Here is an 11853-nt window from a genome sequence, read left to right on the forward strand (position 1 = left end):
GCTAAAAGGCTGAAAACCCGGTGCCAGCGGATGCCAGCGAATGTTTACCCACCTTAAAAGGGCTGGGAGTGGGTGGCGCGAAGCGCCAAGGTGGCTTGAATCGTTGATTCCACAATTCGGATAGGAGCGCTATATAGCCATCCTAAATCAGTCATGGTGTTAGGTTGAGCTGGTGTTCAGCGTGTAACCAAACACACAAAATGTTTGAATTTTGTGATTCTTACTTTTTCAGGATCTGCGAGAATTTGAAATGGTCAATCTACGTTTTTTTGACTTCTCAGTTATAGCGATCTTCTTACTCTTTCTCCACGCTGGAAATTCGCATGCAGGCTCGAAAACTTGCGATAACCAGCTTGATGTGTGTGGTAAAAGAATTGACTTGGAAAATGATCGCTGTTGGGCATCGTGCGAAAAACGTTACGAAGATGATTTCGATGCCAAAGACAGATGCACTGATCGATGCATACAAACAAGTGAATTGGCCGATAAAACTTGTATCCGCAATTACGATCAGTGTGAAAGTTCAGCCGATTCGTCACCGTCCCCAAATCCTCGATCGACATTAGGGGCGGCGCAACGCCAAGCCGAGAACCGCGAACGCCTGGCTGCCAAGGCACAGAACTGCAACTGGGACGTCACCTGGCAACAGTTTGCTGGCTACCAACAGTGCGTGGACGCGGTCAGCGCCGCTTTCCTCTCGTTGGCAAACCGCTGCATGACCGGCGCACGCAACCTGACGGACTACCATTTCCGCTCCGGCCGGGCCGGAGCGGCGATCGATGCCGACCTACGCAAAGGAGATTGTCCTTCTAAATACAGTGCCATACAGAGCGCCTGTCTCGCCTATTGCCAGCTCACGTATTGGTAGGCCCGGGGTAATCGCATTAGAATATGATAATAAGTAGCTGTTCGAAATCATGCCATCAGCATCTTAATTTTCAATTTTAATCAAATACTTATAGGTATATGTAATGAATAACTCCTACCCAGTTTTGAGAACGCTGACTGTGATTGTAGCCTTATGCGGCATGACTGCCGGCAACGCACTCGCAGATTGCCCATCGCCGTATCGTCCGTCAGTGGAAAGTGTAGATGGTGTCACGCGGTTAAATGCGTATGCCGAAGGTCCACACTGCATCATTGGACCAACACCATACTGTTCAAATTGTGTATCCGGTTATCAACACACTTGCGATGCATACGGTCGGTGGCAGGTTGACAAAGCATACCCATGTAAGAAAGCCAGTAATAAATCTCGACCGTCAAACGAATCAGGATCAGACAAATCAGGGTCATATCCAGGATCTGGAAAGGCAGGTGGCTCAAACTCAACCGTAATCCGACCGGTACGGTATAGAGCTTGCCATTATTACATGAATGGATACAAGGTGCCACGAATGTCTCTTAGGGATGCAGAAGCTGGAGTGCAATCTGGACACTTGACACGAGGAGAATGTTTTCAAAAAGAGTGCCGTTATTTCAATGCGAGTGGACAAGAAATTGATCTTTCTCACTTACCAGTTAATAAATTACTTGATGGAATGAAACAGAGAAATGTAGACAGAGTAGAATGTACCCCTGATGACTAGGAGAAAGAGTTAGAAATGGCTAAAGAGTCGCTGAGCATTTACGATTTCGTAAGCACCTGAGTCATGCTAACCTGCGCTGAACGTCGATAGTTCCGTAGTCGAATTATTATCCGTCTGCGGCTCAAATTTCTATAGTATAAATAAGGAGAACTGGTATGTGCTTCTTGATCCTTTCTCTTATGGCCGGTGCTGCCGCAATGATTACATCAGTCGATGGGTATTCCGCTGTTGCTGAGGTCGAATGTGCTGCCGGCTATCATAGCCGTTCGCAGTACCTGATTGCGCGGAATGAGCGTGAGCTGAATAGTCTTATCAATTCGTACACTAGAACCTGTGCGTCTAAGTGGGGTGGGCACATAAATGTACTGCTTAAGTGCAAGGGGACGGGATGGGTTGCCACAGCAGCCGAGCAAGGTGGCTCAAAATCGGGTGAGGCTTGTGGTTTCAAGTCGTTGGAGACCGCTGAGCAGACCGCCGTCAACGAGTGTCGTAAGATCGGTGGCTCGAACTGCCTTGTGAACTGGAGCGGTTGTGATGACGGCACTATTCTTGGACAAGATGGTGATCTTGACCCTCAATGGAAACTGAAGCATATGGAGAATAACCGTGGCCTTCGTGGTCGTTCGTGCATGACTGTACGATAGTGCCATTCTGGTTCCGTTGCGTTAATGCAAAGGTAACCGTTCATTCCCCTCCCGATAACGGCTGACGTACCCGTTCTCCCCCCTATCGGGGCAATGGAGCGAGTGACAGACCAGCGCGGCGGTCGGCGATGGCCTGTTCGCGATAGCGCGACAGGGAGTGGCCGTGTCGGCGAGCAGGGCCACGGACCCGCGAGTCCAACCTCGGTGAAGAAATGGGCTAACTCCTCTCTCACAACCTCCCCACTACCTGCTCCATCCGCTCCTGGCCGACGTTGGTGTAAATCTGCGTGGTGGCGATGGACTCGTGGCCGAGCAGCGCCTTGATGTCCACCAGCTCGGCCCCGGCGTTCAGCAGGTTCGTGGCGTAAGTATGGCGCAATTTGTGCGGGCTGATCTTCTTTTCGATGCCGGCCTTCTGCACCATCCCGCGCAGATAGGCGCGGGCGGCTTGGGAGGACACCGGCTTTTGCCCTGCTGTGCGGGCGAACACGAACTCCCCTCTGGGTTGGTCCTTCAGCCAGAACCCGAACACCTGACCGAACGCCGCCGGTAAGGGGACGAGCCGCTCCTTGTCGCCCTTGCCGATCACCCGCACCGAGCGGGCCGTGCCGTCTTGCAAGCGCGCGTCTATAATCAAAGATACAAGACCGGTGGGTGTTTTTCTATCGAGGACGTACCGAAACTCCTCGGATGAAACGGGATGCGTCCCTGTGGCGGTGTCACCTACCGCCGCGCCATGACCGTTACCCCCATGATCACCAGGGCGGCCCCCGCCAGTTGCCCGACGCCTAACGCCTCATCGAGCAGGAGCCACGCCAGCAGCAGGGTCACGATGGGTCCCAGGCTGCCGGTCAAGGCGACCGGTCCCGCGCCCAGGCGGCGGATGGCTTCCGACACCCCCCACACCGGCAACACGGTCGAAAACAGCGTCATGGCCAGCGCCAGCGCGTAAACCGGCCCCGGCTGGAGCAGCAGGACCGCGACCGGCCGCAGCAGCAGAAACTGCCCGATGGCCAGCAGACCGGCCACGATCGAGGCGAACGCCGTGACCCGCAGGACCCCGAGCCGGTTCACCACCCGGCCGTTCCCCAACAGGTAGAGCGCGTAGGACAGCGCACTGCCAAACACCAGTAGACTGCCTAGCGCGAGGTCCCGCGTTGATCCGACCAGCCGCCAGTCATGCGCCACCGCCAGCGCGATACCGGCATAACACAGCGCCAGCGCACTCAGCACCCGGCCCGTGATCCGCTGACCGAACAGCAACGCCGACAGCAGCACGACCAACGTGGGATAGACGAACAGGATCAGCCGCTCCAACGCCGCGCTGATGTAACGCAGACCGAGAAAGTCGAGATAACTCGCCAGGTAGTAGCCCAACAACCCCAACCCGAACAGCCAGACCCCATCCTGCGGCGTCAACCGGCTCGTGGCGCGGCGGACGCTCACCCAAGCCATACCGATAAAGAACGGCAGGCTGAACGCCATGCGCAAGGCCAGCAGGGTTTCGGCGTCCACCCCGTACCGGTAGGCGAGCTTGACCAGGATCGCCTTGAAGGAAAAGCCGACCGCCGCCAGCACCGCGCACAGCAGGCCGAATTGGTCCAGCGCGATGGCCGGAACCGGGCGGTCGCCCGAACTCACAGCTTGTTGACCACCGCCGCCATGCGGTCCTGATCGACGTGGGTATAGATCTGCGTCGTCGCCAGATTCACATGCCCCAGCAGGGCCTGAATATCCACCAGCTCGGCGCCGGCGTTCAGGAGATTCGTGGCGTAGGTGTGGCGCAGCTTGTGCGGGGTGATGGGCTTGGCGATGTGGGCCTTGTCCTTGAGCCGGCGCAAGTAGGCGCGGGCCGCGTGCGCGCCAGGCGGCTGACCCCGGGGCTTCTGGGCGAACACGTACTCCTCCGCCGGCTTGTCCTTCAGCCAGAACCCAAACACTTGGCCGAACTTCTCCGGCAGCGGCACCAGCCGTTCCTTGTCGCCCTTGCCGATCACCCGCACCGCCAGCGCCGTACCATCGCGCAACCGCACGTCCCGCACCTTCAGGCCGAGGGCCTCGGAGATGCGTAGCCCCGAGTTCAGCAGCAGGCCGAACAGTAGTTCATAGCGCTGGCGGATCGTCCGCAGGTGCGCCCGCCGCTGCCCAAAGATATTCTCCGGGATGTCGTCCACCCGCCGCACCGCCGCTTCCAGGGCGGCCTGTTCCTCGCGCTCCAGCCACACCGGCATGCGCTGCGGCCGCTTGGGCTTGTCGGCCAGATACACCGGATCGTCCACCACGATCTCGTTCTTCTTGGCCCAGCGGTAGAAGGTGCTCAGGCAGCTCAGCCGCCGCGACACCAGATGCGCCCCGACCTTTCTCTCCCGCAACTGCCAAGCGCTGAACTGCTCCACGTCCAGCGCCTTGACCCGCTGCCAGTCCTTGCTGGCCTCCGTCAGCCACCCCGCCCAGATGCCCAAGTCGGAATGGTAGTTGTAGCAGGTGCGCGGGCTGTGCCCCCGCGTGTAGCGCAGATGCGAGAGGAACTCCTTGCGGGCCTCGTCGAAGATTTCCCGGTCGAACATGATGGCTCTTCTCCACCCGCTCCTCGGTCCCCTGTTGCGGGTTGGGCGGGATATTGGGGAGGGATACTATTTACTCAAATTGATATTTGAGTAAACTTAGTTTAAAACAAATTTTCGGCATTTTAAGCCGGGACGACAAATTTCGGCCTATTCAGAGGGTGGATAACCCGCCGGGTGACGTCAATTCTCAATTAAAATGACGCAAACATTTCTTTGAATGAGCAGGTCGCGATGGAAAACTTGCACCGGAGCTGGGAAAGAGCGACAGAATGGGGTGTGCGCGATGATGAAATCCAGGTGCAACCAGATTTGTGGGGGCAATGGATGGTGACGTGGACCTGGGGCCGACAAGGCACTACTCTGGGTCAAACCCGACGCACGCCCTGCCACTCCTACTTAGGTTCTGTTGACATTTCGCAGTACAGATCGGAAGGTTGGAATTTTTGCGGAACGACATGGACCGAACCTTCCTGACCGACGAACAATGGGCGGTGATTTTGCCGTTTCTGCTGAGCCATTCCCATGTTTATGTGGGAACCCCCCTTGCCTGCCGAGCTTTTCTGGAGGCGGTGTTGTGGGTGCTGCGCAGCGGTGGTCAGTGGCGGTTGTTGCCCGCAACGCGGGGAGCGTGGAACCGCGTTTTCAAGCGCTTTGCCCGGTGGCAACGATGCGGCGTCTGGGCCGAGTTGCAGGCCCACGTCACGCGGGAACCCGACCTGCAACATCTGCTGATCGACAGTACGGTAGTCCGTGCCCACCCCGGCGCGGCGGGGGCGGAGCAGAGTTCCGCCGAGGCGGAAGCCTTGGGCCGTTCGCGGGGCGGCTTTGGCACTAAGATTCATGCCGTGACGGAAGCCTTGGGCAATCCCCTGGCCTTCGTCCTCACCGGCGGGCAAGTGTCCGATATCGGGCAGGCGGAACGGCTGATCGGGGAATTCCCGGCCGAAGCCGTCATCGGCGATAAGGGTTACGATTCTGATGCGTTCGTGAAGGTCGTGGAGAAGCGCGGCATGCAAGCGGTCATTCCGCCCCGTTCCAACCGCTTGAATCCACGGACCTACGACCGACATCTTTATAAGGAACGTCATCTCGTTGAATGCTTTTTCAACAAGATCAAGCACTATCGCCGCATCTTTTCGCGTTTCGAGAAAACCGCCAACCACTTCATGGCCTTCCTACACTTCGTTGCTTTCCTCATTTGGACTCGATGAAATGTCAACAGAACCTAGCAGCCCTATCCCAGTGGGAGAAATTCAACCAGCGGCGCTTGCAATGCAGGTATCACCCGTTTTGCCGAGCCGGCCTGCTTAAATAGGGATAGAACTTGTGACGACCGTGATCGCTTTGGCGAACCAAAAGGGCGGCGTGGGCAAAACCACGTCGACAGTGAATCTCGCCTGCGCCTTGGCCCAACGTCATCGGCGGGTGCTGGCCATCGACATGGACCCGCAGAGTAGTCTCACCATTTACTACGGCCACAACCCGCGCGCCCTGGAAAAGCAGGAAGCGACCCTGTACTGGGCGCTGATGAAGGACCAGGCGATGGAAAACCTGATCCTGGCCGGCGGTGCGGGAACACCGGACCTGATTCCAGCCAGCATCTCCCTGGCTGGCGCCGAACCGGAACTCACCTTGCTGTGGGACAGTGCTTCGGTATTCCGCGACAAGCTCCAGCCGGTACGGGACCGTTACGATTTCATCCTGGTGGATTGCCCGCCTTCGCTCACCTTGCTGACCGTCAACGCGCTGGCCGCCGCCGACACCCTCCTGATTCCGGTTAAGACTGATTATCTCTCGATCATGGGCATTCCCCTGCTCCTCGACACGGTGGAGAAAGTACGCAAGCGACTCAATACTCACCTGGACATTTTCGGGGTGCTGCCCACGATGTATAACGCCCGGAACATCCACGACAACGACTGCCTGGCCGAACTCCGGGAGATTCTCACCTCGAGAATTCGCCTGTTCGAACCGGTTCACCGCAGCACCAGCTTCGACCGGTCCTCGGCCATGAGCCAGGCGACGCTGGAGGCGTTCCCGGACACGCCGGGCGTGCGGGTCTACCACCAACTCGCGGACGAACTGTTGACCCATGGCGAATCCCGGTAGGCCATCCACCCTGCGCGGCAAACTGTCGCGGTCGATGTTTTTCGACACCTCGCTCGATCTGCCCCGGATCGTGGAAGTGGACCTCGACCGGCTGACGCCGAATCCCGACCAACCGCGCAAGACCTTTGACGAAGCGGCCCTGCGGGAACTCGCGGCGTCCATTGAGCAGCACGGCCTGATCCAGCCGGTGACCGTGAAGGAAGCGGCGGGCGACCGCTACCTGCTTGTGGCGGGGGAACGCCGCTACCGGGCGCATCAACTGCTGGGTCGGGCCACCATCGCCGCCATCATCACCCAGGGCAATCCCGACGAAATTGCCCTGATCGAAAACCTGCAACGGGAAGACCTGAACCCCCTCGAAGCCGCCGAGGCCCTAGCGACCATGATGGAGCGCTACCACTACAGCCAGGAGGACCTGGGGCGGACCATCGGCAAGAACCGGGTGACGGTGAACGAACTGCTGCGGCTCAACACCCTGCCCCAGAAGATCAAGGAGGAATGTCGGACGTCCGACACTCTGCGCAAGTCGGTGCTGATCGAACTGGCCCGCCTTGATGAGGAAAGCGAGCAACTGCGGCTGTGGGAAGAGATCAAGAGCGGGCGGCTGGCCACCGTCCGGGCGGCGCGCGCGCACAAAGCCACGCCCCGGCTTCCTAAACCCACCTTTGACCAAGCGATGGACAACGGCCAGCGCTTCATTCTGGCGCTCAAGGTCCTGGCCAAGAGCGAGGAAACCCTCAATGACGCCGATTATCGGAAGCTGCTGGATCTATACGAGGAGATGGGACTCACCCTCAGCCGGCTCGGAACGGGCGCGCGCCCCGAGGCGACGGACTGAAGGAAATGTCGGACGTCCGACACCTCCGACACCATACAGCAGTTCTGCCTGAGCGTGTTGCTGCCGGCGATTGACGCGAAGATCGAGGAATTGACCGGAAGCTGATCATGCGCAACCCAACTCTTGTTGCTCTGCTGGTGAGCGTAGTTTGGAACCTGGCCCTGGCCGCCGATGACTTCGCTTTACTGAAGGAAGAGCGAATCGGCCCGCTGCGCCTCGATCTTCCGGCGAGTGAAGTCAAACCGCTCATCACCTGCCCAGTGCAACGCGGCCCGGTGGAATTGTGGGGCGCGGACGGTGACTATCATCAAGCCTGGACCGCGCCAGCCTGCGGGCTGACCCTGGACTTGAGCGCTACTGAGTCCTCCGGCTCCCAAACCCTCACCGCCATCACCCTGACCCGTCCCAGTTCTTGGAAAACCCGGCGCGGGATCGGCATCGGCAGCACCGAGGCGGAGGTGATGACCGCTTACGGGCGCGACCGCAACGCCGAGGAGAGCCAGGTCGGGAGCCTCTTCGTCGCGGGCAGCGTCTATGGCGGTCTGCTGTTCACCTTCGCGGCGGGTCGGGTGGTGCAGATTTTCCTGGGCGCGGCAGCGGAGTAGCCCATCAGGGTCAATGAACACCAAAATCTCTCTCCAACTCTTCGTCACGCAGGAGGAACTGCGCCATGTCCATCGATCTGCGAAAGCACATCGTCGATTTGAGCAAGAAAGCCGCGTTTGCCGCCAACAAGCACAGCATTGAAGGCCAACGCGCCCAGGTGGTATTGGTGCTGGATATTTCGGCGTCGATGAACGCTCTGTATAAAACGGGCGTGGTGCAGCGCGTCATCGAGCGCGTCCTGGGCCTGGCCATGAACTTCGACGATGACGGGCGCATTGATCTGTTGCTGTTCGGCACGAACGCTTACCCGCTACCGCCGGTCACCCTGGATGAGATTGAGGGTTATGTCGAGCGGGTGATTCTGTCCCAGTACAAGATCCGGGAAGCGACGAACTACGCCCCGCCGTTGCGGCTGATCCGGGACCAGTACCGGAGTCCGCAACCCGCCCCGGTGTTCGTGATCTTTCTCACCGATGGCGGCAATGCGGATAAACCCGCCAGCGCCGAGGCGATCCGTGAGCTGTCCAAGCAGCCGGTGTTCGTGCAATTCGTGGGCATCGGCAAGGAAGATTTCCCGTTCCTGCGCAAGCTGGATGAGTTACCAGGGCGGTTGATCGACAACGCCGGGTTTATGCACGTCAACGACCTCGACGCGATCAAGGACCTGGAACTGTACGACCGGCTGTTGAATGAATTTCCGCAGTGGCTGGAAACCGCGCGAATGAAGGGAATTTTGTAAGCGTAATCGAAGACAACGATTCATGCGAAAATAGCCGTATATGGATTTCTGCGGTTAGTCATCCCAAAAATCCTTGTATCACTCATATAGAGAATTTCTTCTGCTCACCAAGTGTGATATAAGTTTTACGGGAACTACCGCAATGGTACTCCTTTAGTGGCCTGTCTGAGCGTCTCGGCTGGCTTCCCCGACTTCTCAAATTGGAGGGACGGGGAACTCAATTTCACAACTGAGGCCGCTTATGACCACCAAAAACTTTCGCTTTAAATCCCACGCTTTTCAAAATCAAGCCGGTCGGTGCTACTACTGCGATCTACCAATGTGGCTCGATCATCCTGAGCATTTCGCTCTTCGGTTTGACATCACAGTGCCGCAATCCAAGCAATTTCAGTGTACGGCTGAGCATTTGGTTGCCCGCCAAGACGGGGGAGCTACATCACAGAGCAATATCGTTGCTGCTTGCCTTTTCTGCAATCAGAAGAGACACCAGCGCAAGATTGCGCCCAGCCCTGTGAAACACAAAAAACGGATAAAGAAGCGTCTCTCTGTTCAAAAGTGGCATCCATTTCTTTCAGCTAAGCTGCTGCACGCTGGCGATAAGAAAATAGTGAATTTTGGCAGCAAGCGCGCAGATTCATTGACGACCATTCCGGGGTGCGCATCGCCCACACCAGCCAGCACTTCATGATCGAACGAGCCACCGTCTGGAACCTGACCGATGACCAAGGCCAGCGTTGTGAACAGGCCGCGATGATTCGGGAATGGCGCGCTCTGACGGACGCTGCACCGGAACTGCCGCGATAGGAACCCTCGCCATGCGCATCGTCCTGCTGCTGATCGTGTGGGCTATCATCGGCCTGACCCTCGCCCGCTGGCGGGACTAGTCGCTGGCACAACGCGCTCATCAGGCCAATCGGCCATGACGCCGCTTCTGGCGCAACTGATCGCGGCTGTCGTGGTGCTTGTCACCCTGATCGTCCTGCTGCTGATGGGCTATCTATTCTGGCTCCAGCGCCGTGACGTGGCGGAATCGGATCGCCAGGGTGATGCTCAGCGCCAACGGTTATCCGGGCGACGCGCCAGAGGCCATCCATGAACTCATTAACCCGCTGACTTCCGAGCCAACGCGCCCGTCACATCCCTCTACTACATCCTCCATCGCCACATCCCGAATCGGATCGTTTGGGGAATTTTTCCGTCATGACGGAACGGTCCCCAGCGCCGGTCTCGCCTGAACCGCCCTTCAGCGCTATCCGCAATGGATTCACGTCCATCCACTCCGGGAACCGGTACGCATCCGTGCGGGCGGCGCGCTCCCGGCGCGCAACGCCCGTGCAAGGGGCCTTCGCGCGGGGAGGCGCTTTGTCATGCGGCGCGTCGTGGCCGGGCCGCTCGACACTCGCGGCACACGGCCACAGGCGCCGGGAACCTGTTGCGACCATGGTTCCGCGCGCCCCCCGCTTGTCGGCCCCGCCCCTGCCCGCCGCCTTCAAGATCAGGGTCGGCGGCGGGCAGGGGCAAAAGACAGCAACAACGAAAATAACCACCACAAAGCCGGACACATCCCCGCAGCCCGCAGGATCAGCCGCGCTTTGCGAGAGGCGCGAGTGAGCGTCATCCGCTCAGTCCCGTGTGCAGGGGGTTCTCATCGACGGGCGCCGTGCGGGGATGCGTCGCGTGGTGCGGCCAGCGCAGGGGCAACAAGCGCAGTGGCGCTTTCCGGTGTTGTGGCGGCGCCCCTGCGCTTGGGCCTTCCACGCCACGCCCCCGAGAACCCTTGATCGCCCTCCAGGCAGAGGATGCGGAGCGCGGCCAAAAAGACGCCGCGCACCGCATAACCACGGGATAGACCCGCAACACCTCAACGAAAAGGCGTCACCGTGCGTCCCTGCACTGGAATGCAACCCCGGTGACGGCGTCCTGCCTGCATTCGGGGCGGGGTCAAGTGGAAAAAGAGGGCCGCCAATGGGGTGTCGGGGTGTGACAATCATTGGAACGAAAACCTACGCTAAGCGCTGTAGCTGTCTGGAAGGGCAAGATATCGGTAGAAAGTGGGGCGTGAGATTTTGAGCGTCTTGCAAATCTGCAAGACGTCCATACCGTGGACCTTATGCATGCGTTTGGCCATCTTCACCCGTGGATCGTCCGGGCTGATCGGCGTGCGTCCCCCCTTTCGGCCTCGTGCGCGTGCTGCGGCTAGACCTGCCCGTGTCCGTTCCTGAATGAGCCGGCGCTCAAACTGAGCCAAGCTTGAAAAAATATTGAACATCAATTCGCCGGAAGCGGTGGTGGTGTCAATAACGCCGTCACACAGTGACCGGAACCCGATCTGCTTACCGAGCAACGCTTCGATCAAGGTCACCAAATGTGGCATGGATCGCCCAAGACGGTCTAAGCGCCACACGACGAGTGTATCACCGGGCTGTAGCGCGGCGATGCAGGCATCCAGACCTGGTCGGTTGGATCGAGCGCCGGATGCCGTGTCAACGAAAAGGTGAGCCCGATCACATCCAGCTTCCTCCAGCGCGTCGAGCTGTAGCTGCACATCCTGTTCACCGGTGCTGACGCGGGCATAGCCGATCAACTTGCCCATAGGGGCATTCTCTGCATAAGCCCTGGCCACAGAGCGCGGTCTCACTTTTGAATGATATAATTGAGTTTATAATACTAAGAAATGTGAGACGACATAATGAAACGGATTTTCCACGCTGCCAAGGCTTGGGTAGTCGGTACGGCGTCTGTCTCAGAAAACGGTCGTTTG

General features: G+C 58.6%; 16 protein-coding genes. 10 read left to right on the plus strand and 6 right to left on the minus strand.

Annotation, left to right across the window (positions count from 1 at the left end; all coding sequences use genetic code 11):
* Positions 1-250 precede the first annotated feature (250 nt).
* On the plus strand, positions 251-868 hold the full coding sequence (locus BN873_RS20230) for a hypothetical protein (protein WP_139031779.1): 618 nt from the start codon (positions 251-253) through the stop codon (positions 866-868).
* A 269-nt stretch (positions 869-1137) separates the two neighbouring features.
* Here the strand turns inward: BN873_RS20230 and BN873_RS18075 are convergent, their stop codons facing one another.
* The 4 genes from BN873_RS18075 to BN873_RS18095 form a co-directional block, all read right to left on the minus strand.
* On the minus strand, positions 1138-1395 hold the full coding sequence (locus BN873_RS18075; RefSeq protein WP_139031780.1) for a hypothetical protein: 258 nt from the start codon (positions 1393-1395) through the stop codon (positions 1138-1140).
* A 1067-nt stretch (positions 1396-2462) separates the two neighbouring features.
* Complete coding sequence (locus BN873_RS18085; RefSeq protein ID WP_053085455.1) at positions 2463-2870, minus strand: tyrosine-type recombinase/integrase; 408 nt, start codon at positions 2868-2870, stop codon at positions 2463-2465.
* A gap of 86 nt (positions 2871-2956) precedes the next feature.
* Positions 2957-3874, minus strand: coding sequence for a DMT family transporter (locus BN873_RS18090; RefSeq protein ID WP_048677005.1), 918 nt, complete (start codon positions 3872-3874; stop codon positions 2957-2959).
* Positions 3871-4800 carry a tyrosine-type recombinase/integrase gene (locus tag BN873_RS18095; RefSeq protein ID WP_048677006.1) on the minus strand — a complete coding sequence of 310 codons (930 nt, stop codon included), beginning with the start codon at positions 4798-4800 and terminating at the stop codon, positions 3871-3873. Before BN873_RS18095 ends, BN873_RS18090 begins: the two co-directional genes overlap by 4 nt.
* 455 nt (positions 4801-5255) lie before the next feature.
* On the opposite strand from BN873_RS18095, the gene BN873_RS18100 reads away from it, so the two are divergent.
* The 9 genes from BN873_RS18100 (at position 5256) to BN873_RS20610 (ending at position 10188) form a co-directional block, all read left to right on the plus strand.
* Positions 5256-6011 carry an IS5 family transposase gene (locus BN873_RS18100; protein WP_071244471.1) on the plus strand — a complete coding sequence of 252 codons (756 nt, stop codon included), beginning with the start codon at positions 5256-5258 and terminating at the stop codon, positions 6009-6011.
* A 124-nt stretch (positions 6012-6135) separates the two neighbouring features.
* Positions 6136-6909 carry a ParA family protein gene (locus BN873_RS18105; protein WP_277921609.1) on the plus strand — a complete coding sequence of 258 codons (774 nt, stop codon included), beginning with the start codon at positions 6136-6138 and terminating at the stop codon, positions 6907-6909.
* The gene (locus tag BN873_RS18110; RefSeq protein WP_048677009.1) at positions 6893-7747 is read left to right on the plus strand and encodes a ParB/RepB/Spo0J family partition protein; all 855 of its coding nucleotides are present in this window, start codon (positions 6893-6895) and stop codon (positions 7745-7747) included. Before BN873_RS18105 ends, BN873_RS18110 begins: the two co-directional genes overlap by 17 nt.
* 107 nt (positions 7748-7854) lie before the next feature.
* Positions 7855-8352, plus strand: a complete 498-nt coding sequence (locus BN873_RS18115; RefSeq protein ID WP_048677012.1) for a hypothetical protein — start codon at positions 7855-7857, stop codon at positions 8350-8352.
* A gap of 65 nt (positions 8353-8417) precedes the next feature.
* Positions 8418-9092, plus strand: coding sequence for a vWA domain-containing protein (locus tag BN873_RS18120; RefSeq protein ID WP_048677014.1), 675 nt, complete (start codon positions 8418-8420; stop codon positions 9090-9092).
* Between the two features lie 241 nt (positions 9093-9333).
* Entirely contained in the window at positions 9334-9780 is a 447-nt protein-coding gene (locus BN873_RS19795) for an HNH endonuclease (protein ID WP_082161405.1), read from the plus strand.
* Positions 9777-9896, plus strand: a complete 120-nt coding sequence (locus BN873_RS21415; RefSeq protein ID WP_374727177.1) for an MEKHLA domain-containing protein — start codon at positions 9777-9779, stop codon at positions 9894-9896. Before BN873_RS19795 ends, BN873_RS21415 begins: the two co-directional genes overlap by 4 nt.
* On the plus strand, positions 9854-9976 hold the full coding sequence (locus BN873_RS21210; protein WP_277921607.1) for a hypothetical protein: 123 nt from the start codon (positions 9854-9856) through the stop codon (positions 9974-9976). Before BN873_RS21415 ends, BN873_RS21210 begins: the two co-directional genes overlap by 43 nt.
* Before the next feature lie 35 nt (positions 9977-10011).
* The gene (locus BN873_RS20610) at positions 10012-10188 is read left to right on the plus strand and encodes a hypothetical protein (RefSeq protein WP_171820523.1); all 177 of its coding nucleotides are present in this window, start codon (positions 10012-10014) and stop codon (positions 10186-10188) included.
* A gap of 399 nt (positions 10189-10587) precedes the next feature.
* Here BN873_RS20610 and BN873_RS21215 read toward each other — a convergent pair whose 3' ends face one another.
* A complete protein-coding gene (locus tag BN873_RS21215) occupies positions 10588-10710 on the minus strand; it encodes a hypothetical protein (RefSeq protein ID WP_277921608.1) in 123 nt (40 codons plus the stop codon).
* 390 nt (positions 10711-11100) lie between these two features.
* The gene (locus BN873_RS18125; protein WP_048677016.1) at positions 11101-11685 is read right to left on the minus strand and encodes a recombinase family protein; all 585 of its coding nucleotides are present in this window, start codon (positions 11683-11685) and stop codon (positions 11101-11103) included.
* Positions 11686-11853 lie beyond the last annotated feature (168 nt).

Source organism: Candidatus Competibacter denitrificans Run_A_D11, from assembly GCF_001051235.1.
In the GTDB taxonomy this organism is placed as follows: domain Bacteria; phylum Pseudomonadota; class Gammaproteobacteria; order Competibacterales; family Competibacteraceae; genus Competibacter_A; species Competibacter_A denitrificans.

Bases quoted from the DNA above. Each gene is read 5' to 3' on its own strand.
- BN873_RS21215 (WP_277921608.1), bottom strand. From the start codon at position 10,710: ATGACGCTCACTCGCGCCTCTCGCAAAGCGCGGCTGATCCTGCGGGCT.
- BN873_RS18120 (WP_048677014.1), top strand. From the start codon at position 8,418: ATGTCCATCGATCTGCGAAAGCACATCGTCGATTTGAGCAAGAAAGCC.
- BN873_RS18125 (WP_048677016.1), bottom strand. From the start codon at position 11,685: ATGGGCAAGTTGATCGGCTATGCCCGCGTCAGCACCGGTGAACAGGAT.
- BN873_RS21415 (WP_374727177.1), top strand. From the start codon at position 9,777: ATGATCGAACGAGCCACCGTCTGGAACCTGACCGATGACCAAGGCCAG.
- BN873_RS18115 (WP_048677012.1), top strand. From the start codon at position 7,855: ATGCGCAACCCAACTCTTGTTGCTCTGCTGGTGAGCGTAGTTTGGAAC.
- BN873_RS20610 (WP_171820523.1), top strand. From the start codon at position 10,012: ATGACGCCGCTTCTGGCGCAACTGATCGCGGCTGTCGTGGTGCTTGTC.
- BN873_RS21210 (WP_277921607.1), top strand. From the start codon at position 9,854: ATGGCGCGCTCTGACGGACGCTGCACCGGAACTGCCGCGATAGGAACC.
- BN873_RS19795 (WP_082161405.1), top strand. From the start codon at position 9,334: ATGACCACCAAAAACTTTCGCTTTAAATCCCACGCTTTTCAAAATCAA.
- BN873_RS20230 (WP_139031779.1), top strand. From the start codon at position 251: ATGGTCAATCTACGTTTTTTTGACTTCTCAGTTATAGCGATCTTCTTA.
- BN873_RS18095 (WP_048677006.1), bottom strand. From the start codon at position 4,800: ATGTTCGACCGGGAAATCTTCGACGAGGCCCGCAAGGAGTTCCTCTCG.
- BN873_RS18110 (WP_048677009.1), top strand. From the start codon at position 6,893: ATGGCGAATCCCGGTAGGCCATCCACCCTGCGCGGCAAACTGTCGCGG.
- BN873_RS18100 (WP_071244471.1), top strand. From the start codon at position 5,256: ATGGACCGAACCTTCCTGACCGACGAACAATGGGCGGTGATTTTGCCG.